The sequence below is a fragment of the Rhizobium sp. K102 genome (assembly GCF_022385315.1).
GTDB lineage: Bacteria > Pseudomonadota > Alphaproteobacteria > Rhizobiales > Rhizobiaceae > Rhizobium > Rhizobium croatiense.
Genome location: NZ_CP092438.1, coordinates 118301 through 144146 on the forward strand (window position 1 = coordinate 118301; position 25846 = coordinate 144146).

Below are 25846 nucleotides of genomic sequence, written 5' to 3' on the forward strand. Positions count from 1 at the left end.
TGAAAGGCAGGGACGGACCAGCTCAAACGGCCGCCCGTCCCGTAAACATTACGAACCGCTCTTCGGCAGGCCGGGCGGGTTGGTCTGGGCCTTGTCGATCGCCTCGGGACCGAGATTCCAGGTGTCGAGAATCTTCTTGTAGGCGCCGCTGGCGATCAGGTCGTTGACGACATCGGTGACAGGCGCCGCCAGACCGCTGCCCTTGCGCGTGGTGACGGCGATCTTGGCCGTGATCGGCCAGCCGCCGCTGACGGTGCCGACAAGTTTGGTCTTGCCGTTGATGCCCGCCGCATAGGCTTGGGTAGCGTTGACGCTGAAGACGGCGTCGGCCCTGCCGGACTGGACAGCGAGGTCCTTCACCGCATCGTCGTCGTAATACTGCACCTCGATCGGCTTGAGGCCGGCGGCGACATTCTGCCGGTCCCATTCCAGCAGGATCTTCTCCTGGTTGGTGCCGGCATCGGTAATGACCCTCAGGCCGGCGGTATCCTGCGGCTCCTTGATCGATGTGATCGGGTTGTCGGCCCTGACGTAGAAACCGAGCTCATCCTTGCGGTAGGTCGAGAAATCGAACTTTTGCTTGCGCTCTTCCGTCACCGTGACGTTCGAGATCACCGCATCGAACTTGCCGGAGGTGAGCCCCAGCGGCCAATCGGCCCATGCGACGGAAACGAGGTTGAGCTTCAGGCCCAGGCTGTCGGCAATGGCCTGGGCGAGATCGACGTCATAACCGATGACCGTCTTGGAATCGGAGGCATAGTCGTGCAGCGGCAGAGTACCGCTCGAGCTGATGCCGACGGTGAAGACACCGTTCTCGACGAACTTGAAGTCCTTGATTTCAGCGATGCGCTTCTCGCTCTTTTCCACCCGCAGCCGGTTCGGCTGTTCGGGGCTAAGATCGAACTTCTGCTGCGCCTGAGCGGAACCGAACCCAATCGCGCCAATGGTGACAGCTCCCGCTATGAGAAGTCTTACTCTATCTCTAAACGCCATGCCCCTTCTCCACTTCGTCTTAAGGTTGTGATTATTGTCGTTCGACCGGAGCAGCCCGTCGCGGCCCGGCATTTCACCAGCGCTGTTCGGCGCTAGAGAACCTTGGCAAGGAATTCGCGCGTTCGAGGATGTTCCGCTTGCGTGAAAATCCGGGCCGGCGGACCGGCCTCCAGAATGCGGCCGCTTTCCATGAAGACCACCGTATCGGCAACTTCGCGGGCAAAGCCGATTTCATGGGTGACGATGACGAGCGTCGTTCCGGTGCGGGCGAGTTCCTTGATTACGTCGAGCACCTCGCCGACGAGTTCCGGATCGAGTGCGGAGGTCGGCTCGTCGAAGAGCAGCACCTTGGGACGGAGCGCCAGCGCCCGGGCAATCGCCACACGCTGCTGCTGGCCACCGGAGAGCTGGCGCGGATAGGCATGGATCTTGTCGCTGAGGCCGACGCGCGCCAGCAGTTCCTGCGCCAGCTGCACGGCGTCCTCGCGGCCGACGCCGCGAACCTCGATCGGCGCCTCGATAAGGTTTTCGAGCACGGTCAGATGCGGGAAGAGATTGAAGTTTTGGAAGACCATGCCGATATCGGCGCGGCGTTTAAGGATCTCTTTTTCCTTGAGCTCGTAGAGCGTGTCGCCCTTCCTGCTATAGCCGACGAAATCGCCGTCGATGGAGATGAAGCCGTCGTCGACACGCTCCAGGTGATTGATTGACCGCAGCAGCGTTGACTTACCGGAACCGGAGGGGCCAAGAATGGCGGTCACGCTGCCGGCCGGCAGGTTGAGCTCGACATCGTCGAGCACCTTCAGCGAGCCGAAGCTTTTCGAGATGCCGTGGATGCGCACGGCACCGCCGGCCCGCAGAGCCGTCGCATCATGGAAACCATGCTTGCGCACTTTGTCGGTTGCGCCATCGAGAACCGGCAGTGGGCGGCGGAAGCGTTCGAAAAATGCCTGGAAAGGCAGCGGTGTTGGATTGCGAACGGCGCCCTTGGAGAAGTAGCGCTCGATATAGTGCTGGGCGACCGACAGCACGGTCATAATGATCAGATACCAGACGGTCGCGACCATCAGCAGCGGAATGACTTCGAGATTGCGGCGGTAGATCACCTGGACGGTGTAGAACAGCTCCGGCAGCGCCAGCACGTAGACGACGGACGTGCTTTTCGCCAATCCGATGAGCTCGTTGAACCCGGTCGGCAGGATGGAGCGCATCGCCTGCGGCAGCACGATGCGGAAGGCCTGGCGGCGGCGCGGCAGACCGAGTGCGGCGGCTGCTTCCAGCTGCCCATGATCCACCGACAGAATGCCGCCGCGGACGATCTCGGCGAAGAAGGCCGATTGGTTGAGCGTGAGGCCAAGGAAGGCGGCGGCGAAAGGCGTCAGCAACTGCACGGTCGGATAATCGAACAAGACCGTGTCGGTGAACGGGACGCCGATCCTGATCGTTTCGTAGAGATAGCCGAGATTGTTCAATATCAGCAGCAGCACGATCATCGGGATCGAGCGCAGCAGCCAGATATAGCCCCAAGAAAGGCCCGATAGCAGCGGTGACCTGGAGACACGGGCAAGCGCCAGGGCTGTACCGAGGATGGAGCCCGATATGGCGGCAAGCGCAGTCAGGAGCAATGTCCTGCCGAGGCCTACGAGCACCGGTTCGGCGAAGAACCATTCGGCAAAGACGTCCCAGCCCCAGCGCGGGTTGGTGAAGGTGGAATAGAGCACGGCGACGATGACGACGGCCGCGAATATCGTACCCGCCAGCCTCTCGGGATGGCGCGCCGGCACGATGCGGAAACGGGAATGATCCTGCTTGGGTTCAACCGTTCTGCTGCCCGGCTCAATGCCGGCGAAATCCGTTGTCAGTGCCATTCTGCATCCCTTTTATGATTATCGTCTTGTCGCTTTCAGAGATTTGCGCCGGCCACGCGTAGGCGAGGTTCGGCCGCCTTGGTTCCGAAGACCGGCGAAACGAGATGGGTGATGTCCTTCTCGAAGGGTAGGCTCTTGTAGATCTCGGGATCGGCTGACGTGTCGAAGAGAGCGGTGTAGCCATCACTCAGGTAGAGGCCGACGGCCTCGGGCTGGCGGAAGCCGGTCGTCAGATAGATCCTCGTATATCCCTGGCGGGCCGCCTGAGCTTCCAGCTCCACCAGCACTTTGCGGGCAAGGCCCTGGCGGCGCAGGTCCGAGCGTGTCCAGATGCGTTTGAACTCGGCGGTGCGATCGTCGTAATGCTTGAACGCGCCGCCGCCGATAGTTTCGCCATTGCGGATCAGCAGGAGAAAATTGCCGTGAGGCGGCGCGAAGGCTTCGGGGGGATAGCGGTTCAATTCAGCTGCAGCGCCTTCGGCATTGAAATAGGTGCCGTAGCGGCTGTCATATTCGTGGATCAGCTCATCGATCAACGGCTTGGCTCGGGGATCGAGAGGGGTCGTATAAAGAAACGTGTCGCTCATATCGTTCGTCACCCGTTGTCTTCAGTGAGGAATGTTTCGGCGAGCCGGACCCAGTAGCGGGCGGCGGGCGCGATGATCGCGTCGTTGAAATCGTAGTGGGCGCTGTGGAGAGGCGCACTGTCGCCGTTGCCGACGAAGAGGTAACTGCCTGGATTGGCCTGCAGCATGAAGGCGAAATCCTCGCTCGCGGTTCGCGGTCGGAAATCCTTCACAATCGCCGCAAGGCCGAGCGCGTCATAGGCGACATCGCGGGCAAAGGCCGTTTCCTTGGGATGGTTGACCAGCGCCGGAAAACCGAGCCGGTAGTTCACATCGGCCGCCGCGCCGAAGCTTTCGGCCTGGGCGCGCGCAAGGGCTGGAATTCGCTCCTGCAGCAGCTGGCGAACCTGCTCGCTGAAGGCCCGCATGGTCAGTTTCATCTCCACGCTCTCGGGGATGACATTCGAGGCGGAGCCGGCATGGATCGAGCCGACGGTGGCGACCGCCATATCCTGCGGATCGACATTGCGCGAGACGACGCTCTGCAATGCGGTGATGAAGGAGGCGGAAGCCAGCACCGGATCGACGGCGCGGTGCGGCTCGGCGCCGTGGCCGCCCTTGCCGATGATTTTGATCACCGCCTGATCGACCGAGGCCATGGCCGGGCCGGTGACGAAACCGAACTGCCCCGTCGGCACACCCGGCCAGTTGTGCAAACCGAAGACCGCATCGACGGGAAACCGTTCGAACAGGCCTTCGGCGATCATCTTGCGGGCGCCGGCGCCGATTTCCTCGGCGGGCTGGAAGATCAGGCTGAGCGTGCCGCTGAAATTGCCGATTTCGGCGAGATAGCGGGCGGCGGCCAGCAGGATCGCAGTATGACCATCATGGCCGCAGGCATGCATGACGCCGGGATTGCTGCTGGCATAGGCAAGGTCGGTCGCCTCTTCGATCGGCAGCGCGTCCATATCCGCCCGGATGCCGATCCGCTTCCTGCCCTCGCCACGCCTGAGGGTGGCGACGATGCCGGTGCCGGCAATGCCCGTCGCCACCTCGTAGCCCCAGGAGGAAAGGCGGGATGCCACGAGCTTGCTGGTCCTCAACTCCTGAAAGGCCAGCTCGGGATATTGATGCAGGTCGTGGCGAAGCGCGATGATCTCGTCGAGATAGGCGGCGATGCCCGTCTCGATCGGATCGTTGCTGCGCGTGTTCAGAGCGATGGTGTCCATGGCGGTTCGCCGGCGCCTCAGGCGCCGACAGCCCTCCCCTGCTCGACCTGGTCGGCACTGACCGCATACCGGCTCTCCCGGAAGGGCAGGCCCAGATGATCCCGCAGCGTCTCGCCCTTCAGGACCGGATCGAAATAGCCGCGCTCGGTCAGGATCGGCAGAACGTGCTCAGCGAAATCGTCGAAGCCTTCGGCGATGACGGGGAAGCCGAGAATGAAGCCGTCGGCGGCGCCATGATCCACCCAGCGGATGATCTCATCGGCAATATGCTCCGCAGTGCCGATGAAAGCCGTGCGCGGCGTCGCGGAATCGAGCGCGACCTGGCGGAGCGTCAGCCCCTTCTCGCGCGCCGTCCTCTTGATGCGGTCGGTGGTGGCGCGGAAATTGTTCCTGCCGATATCGCCAATGTCAGGAAAAGCCTCATCGAGCGGGTAGACGCTGAAATCATGATGATCGAAGAAGCGGCCGAGATAGAGGAGCGCCTCCTCGATCGTGACGAGATTGCGGATCGCCTGGTACTTGGCTTCCGCTTCCTCGGACGTCTTGCCGACGATCGGGCCGATGCCGGGATAGATGCCGACTTCCGCCGCGGGGCGTCCCTGAGCAATGACACTGTCCTTGAGCTGCCGATAGAAGCCTCGAGCCTCTTCGAACGGTCCGCCATTGGTGAAGACAGCATCGGCATGTTTGCCGGCGAGCCTGATGCCGGAATCCGAAGCGCCCGCCTGGAAGACAACGGGCTGGCCCTGCTTCGAGCGGCCGATATTGAGCGGCCCTTCGATACGGAAGAAGCGACCCTTATGGTTGAGGCGATGCATCTTCGCCTTGTCGACAAAGACGCCGGTCTCGCGATTGCGCACGAAAGCATCGTCGTCCCAGGAATCCCAGAGACCCTTGATCGCGTCGATATAGTCCTCAGCGATCTCGTAGCGCAGCTCGTGCTCGGGATGTTCACGGCTGTAATTCCTGCCAGAACCCTCGAGCGGCGAGGTCACCGCATTCCACCCTGCCCTGCCGCCGCTGATGAGATCGATCGAGGCAAACTGGCGGGCAACGGTGAAGGGATCGCTGTAGGAAGTCGAGACCGTGCCGACGAGGCCGATCTTCGAGGTGGAAGCCGCCAGCGCCGAGAGAATGGCGATCGGTTCGAACCGGTTGAGGAAATGCGGGATCGACTGCTCGTTGATGTATAGCCCGTCGGCGACGAAGGCGAAAGCGATGCCGGCCGCCTCCGCCTTGCGTGCCGTCCTCACGAAGAAGTCGAAATTGACGCTGGCATCGGCCGGTCCGCACGGATGTTTCCAGGCATTCATATGGCCGCCCGGACCCTGCAGCATGATGCCGAACGTGACGTGTTTCTGAGCCATGGGATCGATCTCCTTGAAAAGGTCAGGCGACGAGGGAAAGCCGCTCGGCGGCGAGCAGCTCGATGGAGGCAAGGCGGTCAGCAGTTGAAAGCGCCGGCGTGTCGAGCACGAATTCCTTGACGCCGTAACGGCGATGGAGCTCGTCCAATTCATTGCGGATCTGCTGTGCCGTGCCGTGCAGCACACTCGGCACCTTCTCCTCGATGCGGTAGTCGGTCACCCCGGCCTGCCGGGCAAATTCGGCCGCCTGCTCCGCGCTGCCGACATTGACGGTCTGGCCGTTCGGCAGGAACAGCTTGACGATGCGCAGCTTGCCGACGCGCTCGCGGGCATAATCCTCGTTTTCGGCGGCAAAGGCTGCGAGCGCCAGGATCGGCCGCTTGCCGCCCGATGCCCGCTCATAGGCCTCGAAGGTTCTGCGCAGATTGTCAGGATCACCATTCAGGTGACCGGCAAAGACCAGTTCCCAGCCCTTCTCGGCCGCCAGTTCGGCGCTTTCGACGCTGGCGCCGAGTAAGAAGCGCTCCGGAGCCGTCGGCGGGAAAGGGGTCGCCTGCGCACCGTCGTAATTCGGATCGGCGGCGAGATAGACGTTGAGATCGGAAAGCTGACTTGCAAAATCCGGCTTCCTGGACGGATCGACGCCAAGCTGCAGGGCGCGTGTCGACAACGGAAAGCCGCCCGGCGCCTTGCCGACGCCGAGATCGACCCGGCCAGGCGCGAGCGATGCCAGAAGATTAAAGGTCTCGGCAACCTTATAGGCGCTATAGTGCTGCAGCATGACGCCGCCGGAGCCGACACGGATCTTTGAGGTCCTGGCGAGGAGGTAGGCGATCAGCGCCTCCGGCGCGGAGCTCGCCAGATTGGACATACTGTGATGTTCGGCGACCCAGAAACGGTGATAACCGAGTTCCTCGGCTCGTGCGGCAATCTTCACCGTTGCCCGCAACGCATCCGCAGCAGTGAAACCCTGTTCGATCGGGCTTTTGTCGAGAAGGCTGAGGAGATAGGTCATGAGATCACGATCCGATCACTGGTTGCAAAGTTTAATCTATAAAATCAGTAGACAAACTTCATTATAAGAAATGACATTCTCTTTCGCGGAGGTTGCGTGAAAAAAAGCGGCCGCGCCTCAACCGGCAAAGGCTCCTTTCAATCGGCCATTCGGTGATCTATCTTTTGGTCGAAAGGGAGCGACCGCATGAGGCTGTCAGAACAGGTGAAACCCATCAGCTATCTCAAGACGCATGCGCCGGAGATCATCCGGACACTGAAGGACAATCCGCAGCCGGTCGTCATTACTCTTCACGGCGAGGCGAAAGCTATTCTGCAGGACGTCGGCCAATACGAGGAAACACAAGAGACCCTGGCGCTCCTGAAAGTTCTGGCGCTGACCAACCGGCAAGTCGAGGAGGGCAAGTTGCGCCCTGCTGCCGAATCCTTCGCACGCATCCGAAAACGTCTGGCCGACAGCCAATCCTGATGTCGTACCATGTTCTTTTCGCCGAGGAGGCGGAACGCGACATCGAGGATCTCTATCGTTTCACCGCCCGTCGCGACGGCGCCGAGACAGCCGAGCGTATTCTGACGGAAATCGAAAGCGCGTGTACCGATCTCGCAGAATTCCCTGCCCGTGGAAATAATCCGAAAGAGCTTACGAGCATCGGCCTCACCGGAAATCGGGAGCTGCACCACAAGCTCCGGCGCATGATCTATCGCATCATAGGCACCGACGTCGTCGTTTACTGCGTTGCCGATGGGCGCCGCGACGTGCAGGCTTTCCTGGAGCGAAGGCTGATCCGCTGACATTCGGCAAATCAAGCTGCAGCGGCCACCAACCCTCGCACCTTATCCAGTTTTTCGGCCGGCCGGCGCATTTGCCCGCAGGAGCGCCATCAGCATCGGGCCGATCGCGAACTCTCCCTTTTCACTGCGCCGCGTCAGGTCGCGGAGGTAACCACCGGCCGAATTGATATGGCCGCCGCGCTCAAGGATGCATGCCATCACCGTCGCGGCATTTTCCGGTCCCATTGCGTTTGCGGCCTCCTCGTAGGCTGACGGACTGACGCCGAGCATCGATCGAACGGTCACGGCCGCGGCCATCAGGTCGCGCCAGCTGCGGATTTCGCCATTCGCCCCGTAGGCAAGGATTTCCGGGCAGGCCTGCAGAACCAGGCCGAGCGGGAAGGATTTCAGCCCGCCGGCATCATCGCGCGCGCCCGGTCGTCGACCTTGCCTCTCCTCCTGCCTGCCCGGATGGGCAATCTCACGCCTCCCCTCTTCCAGCGTCCCGGCCCCTCGCCCATTGTCTTGCTCCGGCATCGCGCCCTGCTTCGTTTCGAAGCCTGGTTCAAGTTCAGAAATGGATTCGGGGTTTGAATTCTGTATGTGACGCTCGATATAATCGGCATTGCCGCGCTGTTTTGTCGATTTAACTCGAATTTCCAGCCGGTTAAGGATATCCACCCTGAGCGCCGTCAATGCGTCCAGCAATTGTTCGAGCTGTGCCGTCGTCGGCGACCGGGGCAGCCCCTCGACCAGATCCCGAAACTCCTGGTACAGGCCCTGCCAATCCCCCTGAACGTCTTCTTCGACAGCCGCTTCGATCAGCTTGGCGATATCGCGGCGGCAAAGCGTGATGCGTTCGCGCAGACGCTGAACATGCAGCCGCTCGGCCATCACCTCGGCTGCCAGCTGTTCGATCTCCTCGGCGCGGGCAAGCAGCGGCGCCAGCGAGAAGCCGAAAGCGTCGTTGACCTCCCCTGCCCTGTCTCTGCGCACATATCGCTTGCCGTTAGGGCTGTCCTTGCGCAGCAGAAGCCCCGCCTCGACGAGTGCTGCAAGATGCCGCCGCACGGTCTGTTCGGCCATGCCATGCGTTCTGAGCGACAGCTGGATATTCGACGGGAATACGATCAAGCCGTTTTCCTGAGCCAGCTCGTTCTTCGGATAAAAGCTTAAGAGCGCATTGAGCACGGCAAGCGCGCGATCGCTGATGCCGAGCAGCGGCTTTGCTTCGCACAGCGTACGAAACAGCTTCCATTTGTCGACCGACTGATCAGGCTTGATCTCACCTGCCATCACCTGGCTTGCGAGCATGCCAAGCGTCATCGACCGCCGCCCGAAGGGCGTCGTTATACTTCCGGTTTCCATCTCTTCCACCTCGACGAGGCAAAAGAAATCCGCTCGCCAAAACGGCGCCAAAAACTCTTGACAGCGATTCTCGGAAGTGCGATTCTCGGAGGTGTTCAAGACTACGAGGAAAGCTTCCGTGACGGTGACGTTCGGGGGCTTTTTTCTTTTGCGGGTTATCTCCTATCCGAATTGTCAGCTGACAATCGGTCTAACTGCCTCATTTTCCCTCATTTTCCTCTTCGAACTCGGCGGCGAGGCCAATCAACCGCTGAGCCAGGAATTCTGAAAACGCCGCCGATTTGACGGTGATGCGAAAGGTTTTCCCGGACTGGGTCACCGAAGCAAGTTGCGTGCCGCCTTGGGTGCGAAGCGTTTGCTCGGCTCTCTGCGGTGCGCTCTTTTCCTCCAGCGCCTTCCAGATGGCGTCGAAGCGGCTATTGCTCTCCAGCGTTTGGAAAGCGGCCGCACCAATTGCGGCCCGCGCCTTCTTCTGCCCGCCGGCCTCCCTGAATTTCTCGGCAAAGGCCAACCAGCGCGGCCGTCCGACTTTGGGCGCCGGCCCGATGGCAAGAATGATCTCGGGATCGATCGTCTGCGCCACCTGCAGCAGCCTTGACGTTTCCGGCTTGTCCGTCGCCAGCGCCTGAGCAATCATGTCGCGGCTGAAGCCGTGTTCATCCATGCGCCGCGCAAACAGCGCCCGTTCGATAAAGCTTAAGTCGACACGCGGGCCGTTTTCCTGACCCTGTGCGACGATCAGTTCTTCGTCCGTCAGCTTGCGCACCACAGCCTTGATGGGAACCCCGATCTCGGCAGCCGCACGCAGACGCCGGTGACCGTAGGCAGCCTGGTAATGCCCGGCCTTTACCGGATCGGGCCGCACCAGGATCGGAACCTGCTGTCCGCTTTCCTGGATCGACTGCTTCAACCGCTCGAATTCAGGGTCCTTGTCGACCGGAATGCGGTCGCGGATAAAGGACATCTCGACGGCAGCCGGATCGATCTCCAGCACCCTGTCGCCGGAGGCAAGTGATTCGCGCAGGGCCTTGGCGGCTGCCGCTTCCTCACCCAATCGTCCGAGCGACAGGTTCATCGCCTTGACCGCGCCCGAGGGCCGATGCTGCGGCAGCGCGCCCGGTGCCTCCGGCCGTGCCGGCTCCACGGCGCCGACCATGCTCTTCAGGATATCGCGACCTTTTGGGCTCATGTCCTGCTCCACGCACTGCGAATGAGTTGCTCGACCTCGGCATTGACATTGTCGACGGATTCGACGCCGCGGTCGTAGGTCTGGCGATGCATCGTTTCGCGTCCCGCTTCGTAGATCGTCTGCTTGGACAGGCCCGCATCCGAAACCGCCGTCGATTTGACCATCATCGAGGTCAGCACGCGCTCGCCGAACAGGCTGCGCAGGAAGGCGACAATCTGGGCCTGCGGACCGTCATTGGCCTCATAGCGGGTGACCAGGTAGCGCATCCAGTCATAATCGAGGTTGCCGCCTGCCTGCTTGACCACGGCCAGAAGGTCGGAGGTCATCGTCAAGAACTGGTTCATCGAGGCTACGTCGAGCATCTGCGGATGAACGGTAATCAGCACCGCGGTGGCGGCGCACAGAGCCGACAGCGTCAGGAAGCCGAGGGTAGGGGGGCAATCGATGATGACGACGTCATAGCTCTGCTCCAGCGAATGCAGGGCATTGCCGACCCGCATGAAGAACATGTCCTTGTCGTCGCGGTTGGTATCGGCCAGCGCCTTTGGAGTGTCGTGTTCGAACTCGTGCAGTTCGAGATTGCCGGGGATGAGATCGAGACCGGGGAAATAGGTCTGGCGGACGATGTCGGCGACGTCGCGGCGCGTCTCGTCATATTTGATGGCGCCGTAAAGCGTCTCGTTTTCGCCGACGTCGAATTCCGGCTGATAGCCGAGCATCGCCGACATCGATGCCTGCGGATCGAGGTCGACCGCAAGGACGCGGTAACCGCGAAGCGCCAGGAACTGCGCCAGATGGATGGATGTCGTCGTCTTGCCGGAGCCACCCTTGAAATTGGTGACCGCGATCACCTGCAGATGGTCGCCCGGCCGGCGCATCGGCAGATAGGAAGGCTTGGTGCGTCCGAGATGCTGGCGCATCGCATGAATTTCTTCGAGCGAGAACACCCGGCGGCCGGCGGCCGTCTTTTCGGGATTGATGCTTTCCACCTGCGCGGCGAGGTGGCGAACATAGCTGTCGGTGACGCCAAGCAGCTTGGCCGTCTCGGTGCTGCTGAACCGCCGCAACGATTTACGGGCATCGGGCGAAAACAACCGCTCGAACAGCACCTGCAACTGGCTGCTGAGCATCGTCGAGTCCTGCGCAATCGTCTCGTCGATCGAGACCTGACTCGCCCTCTTGGCTTTCTCAACAATCGCGGCCTTGGTCGGCATTCACGCAAATCCTGATAAATCGGGTAATTTTGCGCAAATGATCGTGAGTCTGGTGATTCCGTCAAGCGATTTCTTGGTTAGCCAATCAATAACAAACCGGATTCAACGAAAAAATCACGTGGAATTCCGGAATCTTAGCGGAGTTGTCAGCTGACAATGACGCCAGGACCGCATCCGCCGAAGCCGGCGGAACCGCCAAACCGTCATTGCCGGCTCATCGCGGACTGGCTCCGTCGCTCGGCCCGGCCCGGCCCGGCTGAGGATGCCGTTTCTCACTTATAGACAGACGAACGGTACAGGCTTTCGGCCTCCAGCCCGCGGACGGGTTCATTGCCGGAGGACTTGTCATTTGCGTCTTGGGCTTCGGGATCGCGGCGTGACGGAGCAAGGCCGAGCATTTGTTCGAGACGACCGGCATTGAGCGGAGCGCTTATTCCCTTGAAGTTCATCTTCCATCTTTCGTCTGCGTATGGGCTTGCGAGGAGCCACAGAGATAAGCGCAATTTGAACCTGCGGAGAACTGCCCGCCGGCGTTATCACCATCTTTTCGATTCAAAGTCGGAAGGGGAGGGGAGGGAGCGCGCCTGCAATACGGGGGCAGGATTGTCCCGGACAAAGATGACAAAAGCTCCTGCTAGGCGAATCAGGTGCCGATGGATATGCTCGGCGGGCAATAGACCGGCTGAATGCCATTCTCCCAGCCCAACCGATCCGCACTCGGCTACGAACGAACCGTCTCTAGCGGAACTTATCGACTGCTTCACTTCCGTCTGCCAAATTCCTCTTTATTTACCGACTATTTACCATAAACCTTTGCTGCCACGTGTGCGCCAGCCATGAAGCGCGGACAGATGGTCAGCCGCTATCGCGCCTTCATCCCCTCGCGATTGGTGAAATGCGCATTGCCCAGGCCCGTGCCGATGGTCAGCACCGCCCATCTCGACACGTCGTGCATGAAGGCGATCTGCGACAATCCCTGCACGACGGCGTCGTTGTGCATCATCACGAATGTGCTGTGGTCACCGATCTCGGGAATTGCCTTTATCAGCGCGGCGGGGAGATTGAAGCTGTCGCTTTCCCAATTCCCGCCCGGCAGGTTCTGCCCACCGCGTTCGATCGAGCCGTCGGCCTTGATGATGCCGGGACAGCCGATCCCGATAATCGGCGCCGGTTTCAGATTGGCTTTTTCGGCCTTGTCGATCAGCCCCTGCAACATCGCCGCCAGCTTCTCTATCGTCGCACTACGGCTCGGCTCGTCGTTGGCATGGCGCCAGATGACCGATTCCCAGACGCGCGCATCGGCAAAATGCGGCCCTTTTTCCTTTCCGAATTCCACGACGCCGGCGCGGACGTTGGTGCCGCCGATATCGACGGCCAGCATCGCCTCGTAGCCTTTGAACATCCAGGGCGGCATGAGATGCACGGAGCCGATCAGTCCCGCCTCGTCCGGATGGTGGACGATCGGCACGACCTCGATATTGATGCCCGCCGCCTTGAGAAGAACCATGGTCCTGGCGATCGTCAGCTCCCCGAAGCGGCTTTGCCTAAAGCCGCCGCCGACCACAATGCGCTCGGTCTTGCCCCAACGCTTGTCCTTCAGAAATTTCCCGATCACCTCGGCAAAGGCCTGCGCGAAATCCTCCACCGCACCCATGACAAGTGCGGCGGCCTCCATATCGTCTCCCTTCAGCAGAGCCTCGATCTTTTTCTTGGAGAGCTTTGCCGTCGCAACCTTGCCGATCGGATCATCTCCGAACTTGCGGACATGTTTTCTCCAATCGTCGAGCTTCTGCTGGAAGGTTTCCTTGTTGGCGTTGTCGCCGACGAAACCGTTCTTGTCGCGCAGTTCGTTGTTGTAGTCGTCGATGGTCACCAGCGGCAGAACAGTCGCACCATGCGCCAATGGCGCGTTGACCTCCTCGCTATGCTTGGAACTGCTTTTGGCCATCAATGTACCTTTTACGATGGGAGTGCTTGGACGGGCGGCCAGATAAAACGCCGACTTGCCTCTGGATGTTCCCGACTGCCGAGTCATCTTGTCGTTGCCGGCCGGCGACCTAGCTTCAATGATTGCAGGATTGGAGAATGCCGTGCAGGACGACACCGCGACACAGGAAATGCTTTCATTGGTTTTGGACGAGCCGGAGCGCTGGGCAATGTTTCTCGACATCGACGGAACGCTGCTCAATCTCGCGCCCACGCCGGATGCAATCGAAGTCCCGGAGGCTCTTCCCGGACAGCTTCACCGCCTGTCGAACAAGCTCGGCGGCGCCCTGGCGCTGGTGACCGGACGATCGCTTGCCTATGCGGACGCCCTGTTTAAACCCTTTGCATTCCCGACAGCGGGCCTGCATGGGGCCGAGATCAGAAGTGCCGCCGGAATGCATACGCTTGAGGCGACACCCGAGTTTCAGGCTCTGAAACATGCCCTGACCGCCGAAGCCGAGCACTATCCAGGCGTGCTGATCGAGGATAAGGGTGCCGCCGTTGCCGCCCATTACCGGCTCGCGCCCGAATATGAAAAAGTGCTCGAAGAGCGCATGCATCACTATGCCAAGGTCGCCGGGCCGAACTGGGCGCTGCAGCTCGGCAAGATGGTCTTCGAGCTGCGGCCGGCACGCTCAAGCAAGGGTGATGCGCTGGAGCGTTTTTTCAGTCGGACCCGTTCAAGGACCGCTGCCCGATCACCATCGGCGATGATCTAACCGACGAGTCGATGTTTGCGATCGCCAATGCGCGCGGCGGCGTTTCCGTACGCGTCGGGGCGATCGGCGCTCCGAGCTGCGCCACGAGCCGGCTGTCTTCGGCTGCGCTGGTCAGGAACGTCATCGCCGCCCTGGCCGCCTGACATAGGTCTTTGGGCGATCTCCGCTGCGGATTGTCGTCGTCTTTGCACCGCCTGCGCCGCGTCAACCGTCAAAAAAGTATCGGTTTTGACCGTGAATCGTGGTGGCAGGCGCGAAACGAGATCACTACACTCCGCTCAACAATAAAGCCAAAAAGGGAATTTGGCGGGTGGGCTTGGAACCCGTCCTCGGAGGAGGAAACGATGGAACCTGACTTGGAAGTCGTTCAGATCCGTCCGGGCGAATCTTTCGCGACGAAGGCGCACGGTTATCCCTATCATACGGTTCGCTGGCATTTTCATCCGGAATACGAGCTGCATCTCGTCGTGGCGACAACCGGTCGATATTTCGTCGGCGATTTCATCGGGGAGTTCGAACCGGGCAATCTCGTGCTTGCCGGCCCCAATCTTCCCCACAACTGGATCAGCGACGTCCCGAAGGGATCGAGCATTCCGCTTCGATGCCAGCTCATTCAGTTCAGCGAAAATTTCATCAGCGATACGATGAAGGTGCTGGCCGAACTCGGCCCCTTCGAGCCGGTCCTCGAAGCGTCCCGCCGCGGCGTGCTCTTCGGCGCCGAGACCAGCCGGCAGGTCGCGCCGCTGATGAACGAGGTGCAGCAGGCGCAGGGCGTGCGTCGCATCGAGCTCTTCATGATGATCGTCGGCCTGCTCAGCCGGGCGCAGGATGCCCAGCTTCTCGCCAGCCCAAGCTATCTGCCTGATCCATCCGGATACATGTCGGCCGGCATCAACAAGGCACTCGCCTATATCAGGGAGAACCTGACCAAATCCTTCGACGAAGCCGACCTTGCCGGGATTGCCGGACAGTCCACCGGCGCCTTTTCGCGCGCCTTCCGTCGCCACACCGGCATGTCGCTCGTGCAATACGTGAAACGCCTGCGCATCAACCTCGCCTGTCAGATCCTGATGAGCGACGATCACGCATCGATCACCGATATCTGCTTCGAGGTCGGTTTCAACAATCTATCCAATTTCAACCGCCAGTTCCTCGCGGAAAAGGGCATGACGCCCTCCCGCTTCCGACGATTGCTGGGGGACAATATCAACGTGGTCAAGGCGGCGTAAGAGCGCCGGACGAGCACGCTTTTGGGTGATAGACCATCCGCCGAAAAGGGCGATAGGGAGGACGAGGAGGAGGGGACAAAACTGACACTGGTTTGAGCGCGAACACGCAATGAGCGGTTCGCGAAAGCAGACGCTTGTCCTTAGAAAACTGCAAACCGCCGGGACAGGCGAGGCGGCTCGTTCAGAGAACACCGCAACGACGAAACTACACGATTTTTCCAATGGGAGGAGATGGAAATGATGAAATTCTCGACAAAAGCGGCAGGCGCGGCAACACTTGTCCTGTCATTGCTCGGCAGTGCTTCCGCCTTCGCGCAAAGCGCCGTTGCGGATGCGACGGTCGCATTCCTCATGCCCGACCAGGGCTCGACCCGTTACGAAGAGCATGACCATCCGGGCTTCGTCGCGGAGATGAAAAAGCTCTGCGCCTCATGCAAGGTCATCTATCAGAATGCCGATGCCGATATCGCCAAACAGCAGCAGCAATTCAATTCGGCTATCACTCAGGGCGCCAAGGTCATTGTGCTCGATCCGGTGGATTCGGCAGCCGCCGCATCTCTGGTCCAGCTCGCCCAGAGCCAGGGCGTCAAGGTCATCGCCTATGACCGTCCGATCCCGAAGGGCAAGGCCGATTTCTACGTCTCCTTCGACAACAAGGCGATCGGCAAGGCAATCGCGGAATCGCTGGTCCAGCATCTGAAGGCGAAGAATGTGCCGACCGACGGCGGCGGCATCCTGCAGATCAACGGTTCGCCGACCGATGCGGCCGCCGGGCTGATCAAGGACGGCATTCACGAGGGTCTCGCCAGCGGCGGCTACAAGACACTTGCCGAATTCGACACGCCGAACTGGCAGCCGGCGAATGCGCAGCAATGGGCGGCCGGCCAGATCACCCGCTTCGGCAAACAGATCGTCGGCGTCGTCGCCGCCAATGACGGTACCGGCGGCGGCGCCATCGCCGCCTTCAAGGCCGCCGGTGTCGATCCCGTGCCGCCGGTGACCGGCAATGACGCGACGATCGCCGCGCTGCAGCTGATCATATCGGGGGATCAGTACAATACGATCTCCAAGCCGAGCGAAATCGTCGCCGCGGCCGCGGCCAACGTCGCCGTCAAGCTCCTGGCAGGAGAGACGATCAAGGCGGAGATGACGCTTTACGACACGCCGGCACAGCTCTTCGTGCCAGCTGTCGTCACCGCCGAAAACCTCAAGGCCGAGATCATCGACAAGAAGATCAACACCGCCGAGGAGCTGTGCACCGGCCGTTATGCCGACGGCTGCAAGAAGCTCGGCATTACCAAGTAATCAAGCCAAGGCAAGCGCGGCCGGATCGCCGGCCGCGCTTGCCTTATTTCGCTTCGGAAAGGCCAGGCGATGTCCGACACCTCTCATATACTCGACGGCGCCCGCCAGCCCGTTCTCAGCTTGCGCGGAATATCGAAAAACTTCGGTGCGGTCTCAGCGCTCACCGATATCGAACTCGACGTGCATGCCGGCGAAGTCGTGGCGCTGGTGGGCGATAATGGCGCCGGCAAATCGACGCTGGTCAAGATATTGGCGGGCGTGCACCAGCCCAGTTCCGGTACCATACTATTCGAGGGAAAACAGGTCGATCTGTCGAGCCCGAGTGCTGCCCTTGATCTCGGCATTGCAACCGTTTTCCAGGACTTGGCCCTTTGCGAAAACCTCGACGTCGTCGCCAATATTTTTCTCGGCAAGGAGCTCAATCCCTTCCAACTCGATGAGGTCGCCATGGAAATCCGCGCCTGGAAGCTGTTGAACGAGCTTTCGGCCCGAATCCCCAGTGTGCGCGAGCCGGTCGCGTCGCTTTCCGGCGGGCAGCGCCAGACCGTGGCGATCGCCCGGTCGCTGCTACTCGAACCGAAACTGATCATGCTCGATGAGCCTACCGCGGCACTTGGCGTCGCCCAGACGGCCGAAGTGCTCGATCTGATCGAACGCGTGCGTGAGCGCGGCCTTGGCGTCATCATGATCAGCCATAACATGGAGGATGTGCGTGCCGTCGCCGACCGCATCGTCGTCCTTCGGCTCGGGCGCAACAACGGCACCTTCATGCCTGATGCCTCCAACGAAGCGCTGGTCAGCGCGATCACCGGCGCGTCCAACAATTCCGTCTCCCGCCGCGCCATGCGCCGCAAGGCGCAAGGCCAAGAGAACGAGGAGGGCAGGCCATGATGAAGACCATTCAGAACGAACCGGCAGCACATCCGCTTCTCGACCGGCGCGATGAACGAGTACGCCATGACGATAGCCTCACTGGATGGATCCGCGGCTTTATCGACCGCATCCGCTCCGGCGACCTCGGCTCGCTGCCCGTCATCGTCGGCCTGGCGATCATCTGGACGGTATTCCAGGCGCTCAATCCCGTGTTTCTCTCTAGCGCCAACCTCGTCAACATGCTCTTCGACTGCTCGACGGTCGGCGTCATCTCGCTCGGCATCGTCTGTATTCTGATGGTTGGAGAAATCGATCTGTCCGTCGGCTCCGTCAGCGGCTTTGCCTCGGCGCTGGTCGGTGTCTTCTGGATTAACCAGGGCTGGCCGGTAGTGCTGGCCATCCTCGCCGCCATGGCTGTCGGCGCCTTGATCGGCTCGCTCTACGCCTTCCTCTTCAACCGCTTCGGCATGCCGAGTTTCGTCTCCACCCTGTCTGGACTGCTCGCCGTTCTCGGGCTGCAGCTCTACATTCTCGGATCAACCGGCTCGATTAATCTGACCTATGGCTCGTGGCTCGTGAATTTCGGGCAGATCATGGTCATGCCGGATCCAGTCGCCTATGCGCTCGTAGCCTTTGCCGGCATTGCATTCTTTTTCTCCAGCTACCGCACCGCGGCGCGGCGGCGGGCGGCCGGCCTTTCGTCGAAATCGGTCGGCGGACTTGTTCTGCGCGCTGTCATCATCACCGTTGCTCTGGAGGCGGTGGCCTTCTATCTCAACCAGTCGCGTGGTGTCCCCTGGATGTTCGGCCTCTTCGTCGGCCTCGTCATCGCGATGAATTATGCGCTGACGCGCACGAAATGGGGGCGCTCCATGCAAGCCGTCGGCGGCAACAGGGAGGCTGCCCGCCGCTCGGGCATCAATGTGTCGCGTATCTATGCGAGCGCCTTCGTCGCCTGTGCCCTGCTTGCGGCAACCGGCGGCGTGCTCTCGGCGGCACGGCTCGCAACCGCAAGCCAGCAGGCCGGCACCGGCGACGTCAATCTCAACGCCATCGCTGCGGCGGTGATCGGCGGCACCAGCCTGTTCGGCGGGCGCGGCAGCGCCTATTCGGCCCTTCTCGGCATCATCGTCATCCAGTCGATCGCCAGCGGGCTGACGCTCCTCGATCTGTCGTCATCGCTTCGCTACATGATCACCGGCGCCGTTCTTGCCGTCGCCGTCATCGTCGAACTCTCTGGCACGCCGATCGCGCATTTCGCACGGCCGGGCCTAAACAACCAGGAAGCAGAGGAAGCAAATGGGACAGGATCTGTCTGGAAAGGTAGCGGCCGTCACCGGAGCCGCATCGGGTATCGGCCTGGAATGCGCCAAGGCCATGCTTGCCGCCGGCGCCCGAGTGGTGCTGGTCGACCGGAACGAAGAAGCATTGAAGGAAATCTGCTCGGCGCTCGGTGCCGATGCCATTCCCCTGATCATCGATCTCACGGATCCGAAAAGCGTGGCGCGGATGATGCCCGAGATCCTGGCGAAGGCAGGCCAGCTGGATATTTTCCACGCCAATGCCGGCTCCTATATCGGCGGCGAGGTGCTGACCGGCGACCCCGACGCCTGGGACCGCATGCTCAATCTGAACGTCAATGCTGCCTTCCGCTCGGTGCACGCCGTGCTGCCGCACATGGTCGAGCGCAAGACCGGGGATATCATTCTGACGAGTTCCGTTGCCGGCATGGTCCCGGTCGTCTGGGAGCCGATCTATACGGCCTCGAAACATGCGGTCCAGGCCTTCGTCCATACGCTGAGGCGGCAGGTGGCCAAACACGGCCTGCGCGTCGGTGCCATCGCCCCGGGCCCCGTCGTCACCGCGCTTCTCAGCGACTGGCCGCAGGAGAAGCTCGATGAGGCGCTCGCCGCGGGCGGCCTGATGGAGCCGAAAGAAGTGGCCGAAGCAGTGCTTTTCATGCTGACGCGGCCACGCAACATCACGATCCGCGATCTCGTCATTCTGCCGCAGAGCACGGATATCTGACGAGGGTCTGCCGGCCTCTCGCAGTCATAAAAGGAAACGGACATGATCTTCGATAGGTTTCGCCTGGATGGACAGGTGGCGCTCGTGACCGGTGGCACGCGCGGCATCGGGCTTGCAATCGCCGAGGCGCTCGGCGAGGCGGGCGCCAAGGTCCTCATTGCGGGAAGGACCCGCAACGCGGCGGCGGAAGACCGGCTCGCCAAGGCCGGCGTCGATTGCGATTTCATCGCCGCCGACCTGATGAAAGACGATGCCGCCGACGCGCTCGTCACCGAGACGCTCTCGCGGACAGGCCGGCTCGATATCCTCGTCAACAATGCCGGCATTGCCATTCATGGCGACAGCGGTGAATTCCCCGATGCCATCTGGCGCGAGATCTTGACCGTCAATGTCGACGCCGTCTTCCGCGCCTGCCGCGCCGCACTCGCTCCCATGCGGCGCCAGGGCGGCGGCGCCATCCTCAATATCGGCTCGATCTCGGGCATCGTTTCCAACATTCCGCAGAACCAGGTCGCCTACAACACCTCGAAGGCGGCGGTCCATATGATGACGAAGAGCCTGGGGAGCGAAGTCGCCGCCGAGAACATCCGCGTCAATGCCATCGCCCCCGGCTACATAGAGACCGACCTGTCACGCGGCGGCATCGACAATCCCGACTGGTTCCCGACCTGGCGCAGCATGACCCCGATGGGACGCGTCGGACAGCCGGAAGAGGTGGCCGGCGCCGCCCTGTTTCTCTGCTCGGCGGCGGCAAGCTATGTCACCGGCGAAGTGCTTGTCATCGATGGCGGTTATACGACGCGATAAACGTCGACGATGGCCTCGGGGGAGGGGCCTCTCTGCGTCGATGCTGAGTCGCCTTGCTCTGCCAGTCTTTCCGGCGGCGCGCTTATGCTGAGAACCTCGGCCTGACGGCGCGTTTCAGGTGCGGGGCAGGCCCGCCGGCCTTAGATGCTTCCTCAGCGCGGCGATCCTGAAGATGGCGTTCGCAGCACCATAACCGCGATAACTGCGCCGCTCGACGATCTCGAAGAACAGGCCCTCGCCATAGGTCGGGCTATAGAGCTGGAAATATTCGCCGGCATCGTCGCGGTCATAGAGGATGTTGTTGGCCTTGAGGCGCTCGGCGAATTCGGCGTCGAGGCCGAAGCGAGCCTCAAGATCGTCAAAATAATTCGGCGAGATCGCCAGCGAGACGAAGCCATTGGCGGCAAGGGCAGCGGCAGTCGCGAAAATGTCGTCGGTCCGGAAGGCGAGATGCTGGATGCCGGAGCCGAAGGTCTCAGTGATGAAGCGGCCGGCGAGCGTATTGCGGTTTTCCGCGCCGTTCATGGTGATGCGCAGCGAGCCTTCTTTATTCTCGACCACCTGGCTGCGGACAATGCCGGAGGGATCGATTATATCGACCATCGGCGTCTTCTCAGCCTCGACGAGCGAGGTGTAGAACAGCAGCCAGGTGAGCAATTCCTCGTATTTCATCGTCTGCGCCATATGGTCGATCGACTGCAGCCCGGCCGGCTGCGGTGCGGTATCGTCTTCGATCGCATCGAATTCGATCTCCCAGATGCGGCCGAGCTCGGTCTTGCGGTCGAGGAAATAGAGAATGCCGCCGCCGACGCCGCGCACGGCCGGCATCTCGACCTCGCCGGCATCGAGCGATTGCTCGAACCGTTCGGCGCCGAGCGTGACAGCGCGATGCAACGCCGCTTGCGCATCGTCGACCATCAGGCCGGCGGCATAGGCCGAGGTGCCGTGCACGGCATAGGAAGCGCTGGCAAAGCCCTTCTGTTCGGTATTGACGACGAGATTGATGGCGCCCTGGCGAAACACCGTGACGCGCTTGCTCTTGTGCCTGGCCGCCTTGCGGAAACCGAGGCTTGCAAACAGCGCTTCGAGCGCAAGCGCCTCGTCCTCGTCGGCGGTGAACTCGATGAAGGCGATGCCTTCGACCTTGGCGCGCGGCGGCATCACCGGCACCGGCAGCACGCTCTCCGGCTGCTGGCGCTTGACCTGATCGCCGAGATAGATCAGCGAGCGGCGGCCGTCGACGGCAATGGCGCTGGCAGATCCGCCGCGGAACTGGTCGTTGAAGATCTCCAGCGACAGATAGCCGTCATAACCGGTGGCGGCGACGGCATTCATGAAGTCGAGCACCGGCAGGTCGCCTTCGCCGGGCATGTTGCGGAAGTGCCGGCTCCAGTAGAGCAGATCCATGTCGATCAGCGGCGCATCGGCGAGCTGGATGATGAAGATCTTCTCCTTCGGGATCGAGCGGATGGAGTTGACGTCGATCTTGCGCGACAGCGTATGAAAGCTGTCGAGGATCAGGCCGATATTCGGATGATCGGCCCGCCGGACGATCTCCCAGGCGTCGCGGTGATCGTGGATGTGGCGGCCCCAGGCAAGTGCCTCGTAGCCGACGCGCAGACCGCGCCTGGCGGCGCGCTCGCCCAGTTCGTGAAAATCCGCCGCCGCCCGGTCGAGACCGCCGAGTGCGGCCGGCGATACGTTCGAGCAGACCAGCACCAGGTCGGTGCCCATCTCCTGCATGAGGTCGAATTTGCGTTCGGCCCGGTCGAAGGTGCGGCCGCGCAGCGGCTCCGGCATGCCCTCGAAATCGCGAAACGGCTGAAACAGCGTGATCTCCATGCCGAGATCGCGCACCATGCGACCGACCTCCTTCGGGCTCTCGTCGAAGATCAGGAAATCATTCTCGAAAATCTCCACCCCGTCGAAGCCGGCCTTGGCGATCGCCTCCAGCTTGTCGCTGAGGTCGCCGCTCAATGAAACGGTCGCGATCGATGTCTTCATCGCAGGGTCCTTTCCGACACGCGTTAAGTCGTCATCGTCTTGAAATGCGCGAGCATGCGGCCGGCATCGGGCTCCCTGCCGGTGATCAGGCGAAAGGCGCCGACCGCCTGAAAAACCGCCATGCCGCCGCCGTCGAGCGTCCGGCAGCGGCGCTGACGTGCTTGCCGCAGAAGCTCGGTCTCCAGGGGGAAGTAGACGATCTCGGCGACCCAATGCCGTGGTTCGAGAAGCTCGGGCGGAAGCGGCATGCCGGGATATTTGGCCATGCCCGTCGGCGTCGCATGGATCAGGCCGGATGCGTCTTTCATTGCTGTTTCCAGGTCACTTCCCGCAGCGATCGACGCGCCGGGAAAGAGCGCGGACATCGTTTCGGCCAGATCGATGGCGCGCTCGTGCTCGCGGTCGAAGACGGTCAGCCGCTCGAGGCCGAGCGTCAAGATCGCATAGGCGGTCGCCACGCCCGCCCCGCCGGCGCCAAGCTGCACGGCGGAGGAAAGGTCGGCTTGCGGCAGCCCGCGCCGAAAGCTTTCGGCAAAACCCCACCAGTCGGTGTTGTGGCCAAAGCGCCGGCCGTCCTTCAGGACGACGGTGTTGACGGCGCCGAGCGCCCGGGCCTCGGGCGACAACTCGTCGAGCAGGGGAATGACGAGCTGCTTGCAGGGATGGGTGATATTGAGACCGGCAAGACCGCGTGCCTCGGCATCCTCGATGAGCCGGGAAAGATCGGCCGGCGACGCGTTCAGCCTGGTAAGGTCGATCAGCTCATAGGCGTAGTCCAGCCCCTGCGCCGCACCTTCCTGCATATGCATGGCAGGCGTCAGCGAGGCCTGGATGCCGGAGCCGATCAGCCCGGCCTTCAATGGTTTCAGGAGTGTCTCGGCCATGCGCCAGTTCCTGTCTTGCTTGTGACGGGAAGGGCCCGCGGGGTCGCCCGCGGGCCTGATCTGTTTACTTGCCGCGAACCGTGTCGAGCTCCTTGAAGAGCTGCGTGACGGTATCGGCGCCGATCTGAGCCGCGAACTTATCGACCAATGGCTTGACGGCATCACGCAGCTTCTGCGTTTCTTCGGGGCTGAGCTCGGCGACTTCCATGCCGGTCTTCTTGATTTCCTCGATCGCCTTGGCGTCCAGCTCCCTGGAAACCTTGCGCTGATAGTCGCGGGCTTCCGTCGCGGCCGCCTCGAAGACCGCCCTTTCCTCGTCGTTCAGGCCGTCCCAGAACTTCTTGCTGATGAGCACGATCTGCGGATTGTACTGGTGACGGGTCACCGTCATGTACTTCTGCACCTCGAAGAACTTCGCATTGATGATGTTGGCGGCTGGGTTTTCCTGGCCGTCGACCGTGCCTGTTTCGAGCGCGGTATAGAGTTCCGTATAGGGCAGCGGCACTGCATTGGCGCCCAGGCTGTTGAAGAGCTCGATCGGGATCGGCGACTGGATGGTGCGGATCTTCAGGCCTTTGATGTCCTCGAGCTTGGTGACCGCATGACGGTTGTTGGTGAGGTTGCGGAAACCGAGCTCCCAATAGGCGAGGCCGACGAGGCCGGTGTCGGGCAGGAGTTTCATCAGACTGGTGCCGAACGCGCCGTCCATCACCTTGTCCGCCTCTTCGCCGCTGTTGAAGAGGAAGGGCAGGTCGACGGCGCCGAACTGCTTGACGTTGCTTGCGAGAATGCCGGCGTTGAGCACCGTCATCTCGATGACGCCGCCCTGCAGGGCCGACACGGTCTGAACGTCGCCGCCGAGGACGCCGCCCGGAAACAACTTGACCTCGATCTTGCCGCCGCTCTTTTCCTTCACCAGCTCGGCGAACTTCTCCATGCCCATGACCTGGGGATGGCCCTTATTGTTGGCGGCAGCGAATTTGAGGCTGTGTTCGCGGATTTCGGCCATAGCAGGGCCGTTCGCCAAGAGAGCAATGGGCAGAGCCAGTCCCAGCGCCAGTTTCGTCAATCTATTCAGCATGTTTTCCTCCCAGGATAGAGCCGGATCTCCCTCCGGCTGCGTTGAGATTCCATCGCCGACACGGCGACATCAGTGTCCGAACCAGGCGACCGGAGCGGTCACCAGCGCAGGGAAAAGGACGAGCAGAAGCAGAACGATCAGCTCGGCGATCATGAAGGGAATGACGCCCTTCATCAGATCCTCCATCGACAACTTCGAAACGCCGCAAATGACGTTGAGCACCGTGCCGACCGGCGGCGTTATCAGCCCGATCGAATTGTTGATGATGAACAGCACGCCGAAATAGACCGGGTCGATGCCCGCCTGCTTGATGATCGGCATCAGCACCGGCGTCATCACCAGGATCGTCGGCGTCATGTCCATGGCCGTACCGACGACGATGATGAGCACCATGATGGCAAGCAGCAGCAGCGTCTGATTGTCCATCAGCGGCTCGACGAGGCTTGCAAGCTCGCCGGGCACATCGGCGACGGTGATCAGCCAGGCCGAGACGGCGGCGCAGGCCACCAGGAACATCACCACCGAGGTGATCTTCGCGGCCGCGACGAAGACCTCGAACAGCCGAGACGGCGGCAGTTCGCGATAGACGACCATTGAAACGAAGAGCGAATAGACCGCCGCCACGACGCCGGCTTCGGTCGGCGTGAACACGCCGAATTTCAGGCCCACGATGATGATGACGGGAAGCATCAGCGCCCAGATGCTTTCGACGAAGGCCTTGATCCGCATGGCGCCGCTCTGTTTCGGCGGCAGGGCGAATTGTTCCTTGCGGGCTACGATCAGCCAGGTGATGCAAAGGGCAGCCGCGATCAACAGGCCGGGGACGATGCCGGCCAGGAACAGCTTGGTGATCGAAACTCCGCCTATGACGCCATAGAGGATGAAGCCGATCGAGGGCGGGATGATCGGGCCGATGATCGAGGCCGAGGCGAGCAGGCCGCCGGCGCGAGCCGGATCATGACCCGATTTCAGCATCATCGGGAAGAGCAGGGCGCCAAGGGCGGCCGCATCGGCGACGGCCGATCCCGAAAGGCTGGATAATACGCAGGCCGCGAAGATCGCGACGAAGCCGAGGCCGCCTCTGATATGACCGACCATGGCCATGGCGAGATTGACGATACGGCGCGAAAGGCCGCCGGTGTTCATCACCTCACCGGCGAGAAGGAAGAAGGGCACGGCCATCAGCGGGAAGCTGTCGGCGCCGTTCAGCACATTCTGCGCGACGATCTGCGCATCGAACATGCCGAGATACATCATCAGCGCCACGCCTGTTATGATGAGGGCAAAGGCAATCGGCACGCCGAGCGCCATGGGGCCGAGAAGTGCGCCGAGGAAAATGGTGACGGTCATG

Annotated in this window: 22 protein-coding genes and 2 pseudogenes; 9 read left to right on the plus strand and 15 right to left on the minus strand. The window is 61.6% G+C overall.

Annotation, left to right across the window (positions count from 1 at the left end):
• Positions 1 to 48: 48 nt before the first annotated feature.
• From MHI61_RS31150 to MHI61_RS31180, 6 genes are all read right to left on the minus strand, one after another.
• Positions 49 to 993, minus strand: coding sequence for an ABC transporter substrate-binding protein (locus MHI61_RS31150; RefSeq protein ID WP_239793663.1), 945 nt, complete (start codon positions 991 to 993; stop codon positions 49 to 51).
• Positions 994 to 1085: 92 nt separating this feature from the next.
• A complete protein-coding gene (locus MHI61_RS32685; protein ID WP_275593102.1) occupies positions 1086 to 2861 on the minus strand; it encodes an amino acid ABC transporter permease/ATP-binding protein in 1776 nt (591 codons plus the stop codon).
• A 35-nt stretch (positions 2862 to 2896) separates the two neighbouring features.
• Entirely contained in the window at positions 2897 to 3448 is a 552-nt protein-coding gene (locus MHI61_RS31165; protein WP_239793664.1) for a GNAT family N-acetyltransferase, read from the minus strand.
• Between the two features lie 8 nt (positions 3449 to 3456).
• Complete coding sequence (locus MHI61_RS31170) at positions 3457 to 4656, minus strand: M20 aminoacylase family protein (protein ID WP_239793665.1); 1200 nt, start codon at positions 4654 to 4656, stop codon at positions 3457 to 3459.
• A gap of 17 nt (positions 4657 to 4673) precedes the next feature.
• On the minus strand, positions 4674 to 6023 hold the full coding sequence (locus MHI61_RS31175) for an LLM class flavin-dependent oxidoreductase (RefSeq protein WP_239793666.1): 1350 nt from the start codon (positions 6021 to 6023) through the stop codon (positions 4674 to 4676).
• 22 nt (positions 6024 to 6045) lie between these two features.
• Entirely contained in the window at positions 6046 to 7038 is a 993-nt protein-coding gene (locus MHI61_RS31180) for an LLM class flavin-dependent oxidoreductase (protein ID WP_239793667.1), read from the minus strand.
• A 186-nt stretch (positions 7039 to 7224) separates the two neighbouring features.
• Between MHI61_RS31180 and MHI61_RS31185 the strand changes: the two genes are divergently transcribed.
• Positions 7225 to 7506, plus strand: a complete 282-nt coding sequence (locus tag MHI61_RS31185) for a type II toxin-antitoxin system Phd/YefM family antitoxin (protein WP_239793668.1) — start codon at positions 7225 to 7227, stop codon at positions 7504 to 7506.
• A complete protein-coding gene (locus MHI61_RS31190) occupies positions 7506 to 7829 on the plus strand; it encodes a type II toxin-antitoxin system RelE/ParE family toxin (protein ID WP_239793669.1) in 324 nt (107 codons plus the stop codon). Before MHI61_RS31185 ends, MHI61_RS31190 begins: the two co-directional genes overlap by 1 nt.
• Positions 7830 to 7871: 42 nt before the next feature.
• Here MHI61_RS31190 and repC read toward each other — a convergent pair whose 3' ends face one another.
• The 5 genes from repC to MHI61_RS31215 all read right to left on the minus strand — a co-directional run bounded on the left by repC (position 7872) and on the right by MHI61_RS31215 (position 13527).
• A complete protein-coding gene (gene repC / locus MHI61_RS31195) occupies positions 7872 to 9176 on the minus strand; it encodes a plasmid replication protein RepC (RefSeq protein ID WP_239793670.1) in 1305 nt (434 codons plus the stop codon).
• Between the two features lie 199 nt (positions 9177 to 9375).
• Positions 9376 to 10365 (minus strand): plasmid partitioning protein RepB, encoded by a 990-nt coding sequence (gene repB / locus MHI61_RS31200; RefSeq protein ID WP_239793671.1) that lies wholly within the window; start codon positions 10363 to 10365, stop codon positions 9376 to 9378.
• Positions 10362 to 11579, minus strand: a complete 1218-nt coding sequence (repA, locus tag MHI61_RS31205; RefSeq protein ID WP_097580800.1) for a plasmid partitioning protein RepA — start codon at positions 11577 to 11579, stop codon at positions 10362 to 10364. The genes repB and repA overlap by 4 nt, the downstream gene beginning before the upstream one ends.
• A 272-nt stretch (positions 11580 to 11851) precedes the next feature.
• Positions 11852 to 12028, minus strand: coding sequence for a hypothetical protein (locus MHI61_RS31210; RefSeq protein ID WP_170964972.1), 177 nt, complete (start codon positions 12026 to 12028; stop codon positions 11852 to 11854).
• Positions 12029 to 12441: 413 nt separating this feature from the next.
• Positions 12442 to 13527: an ROK family protein gene (locus MHI61_RS31215; RefSeq protein ID WP_239793672.1), complete on the minus strand. Its 1086-nt coding sequence runs from the start codon at positions 13525 to 13527 to the stop codon at positions 12442 to 12444.
• A 121-nt stretch (positions 13528 to 13648) separates the two neighbouring features.
• Here MHI61_RS31215 and otsB point away from each other — a divergent pair.
• From otsB to MHI61_RS31250, 7 genes and pseudogenes are all read left to right on the plus strand, one after another.
• Positions 13649 to 14427: pseudogene (gene otsB / locus MHI61_RS31220) on the plus strand (trehalose-phosphatase).
• Positions 14428 to 14628: 201 nt separating this feature from the next.
• On the plus strand, positions 14629 to 15513 hold the full coding sequence (locus tag MHI61_RS31225; protein WP_097666477.1) for an AraC family transcriptional regulator: 885 nt from the start codon (positions 14629 to 14631) through the stop codon (positions 15511 to 15513).
• Positions 15514 to 15744: 231 nt separating this feature from the next.
• A complete protein-coding gene (locus tag MHI61_RS31230) occupies positions 15745 to 16818 on the plus strand; it encodes a sugar ABC transporter substrate-binding protein (RefSeq protein ID WP_176539282.1) in 1074 nt (357 codons plus the stop codon).
• A 69-nt stretch (positions 16819 to 16887) separates the two neighbouring features.
• Complete coding sequence (locus tag MHI61_RS31235) at positions 16888 to 17709, plus strand: ATP-binding cassette domain-containing protein (protein ID WP_096769076.1); 822 nt, start codon at positions 16888 to 16890, stop codon at positions 17707 to 17709.
• Positions 17706 to 18966: pseudogene (locus tag MHI61_RS31240) on the plus strand (sugar ABC transporter permease). Before MHI61_RS31235 ends, MHI61_RS31240 begins: the two are co-directional and overlap by 4 nt.
• 24 nt (positions 18967 to 18990) lie before the next feature.
• Entirely contained in the window at positions 18991 to 19719 is a 729-nt protein-coding gene (locus MHI61_RS31245) for an SDR family oxidoreductase (protein WP_222140411.1), read from the plus strand.
• 42 nt (positions 19720 to 19761) lie between these two features.
• On the plus strand, positions 19762 to 20526 hold the full coding sequence (locus MHI61_RS31250; RefSeq protein ID WP_239793673.1) for an SDR family NAD(P)-dependent oxidoreductase: 765 nt from the start codon (positions 19762 to 19764) through the stop codon (positions 20524 to 20526).
• Between the two features lie 114 nt (positions 20527 to 20640).
• On the opposite strand, the gene MHI61_RS31255 is transcribed toward MHI61_RS31250, so the two are convergent.
• From MHI61_RS31255 to MHI61_RS31270, 4 genes are all read right to left on the minus strand, one after another.
• Positions 20641 to 22530, minus strand: a complete 1890-nt coding sequence (locus MHI61_RS31255; protein ID WP_239793674.1) for a sugar phosphate isomerase/epimerase and 4-hydroxyphenylpyruvate domain-containing protein — start codon at positions 22528 to 22530, stop codon at positions 20641 to 20643.
• A 23-nt stretch (positions 22531 to 22553) separates the two neighbouring features.
• A complete protein-coding gene (locus MHI61_RS31260; RefSeq protein WP_239793675.1) occupies positions 22554 to 23414 on the minus strand; it encodes a shikimate dehydrogenase in 861 nt (286 codons plus the stop codon).
• Positions 23415 to 23478: 64 nt separating this feature from the next.
• The gene (locus tag MHI61_RS31265; RefSeq protein ID WP_097580809.1) at positions 23479 to 24495 is read right to left on the minus strand and encodes a TRAP transporter substrate-binding protein; all 1017 of its coding nucleotides are present in this window, start codon (positions 24493 to 24495) and stop codon (positions 23479 to 23481) included.
• A gap of 69 nt (positions 24496 to 24564) precedes the next feature.
• Positions 24565 to 25845, minus strand: a complete 1281-nt coding sequence (locus MHI61_RS31270) for a TRAP transporter large permease subunit (protein ID WP_239793676.1) — start codon at positions 25843 to 25845, stop codon at positions 24565 to 24567.
• Position 25846: the final 1 nt, after the last annotated feature.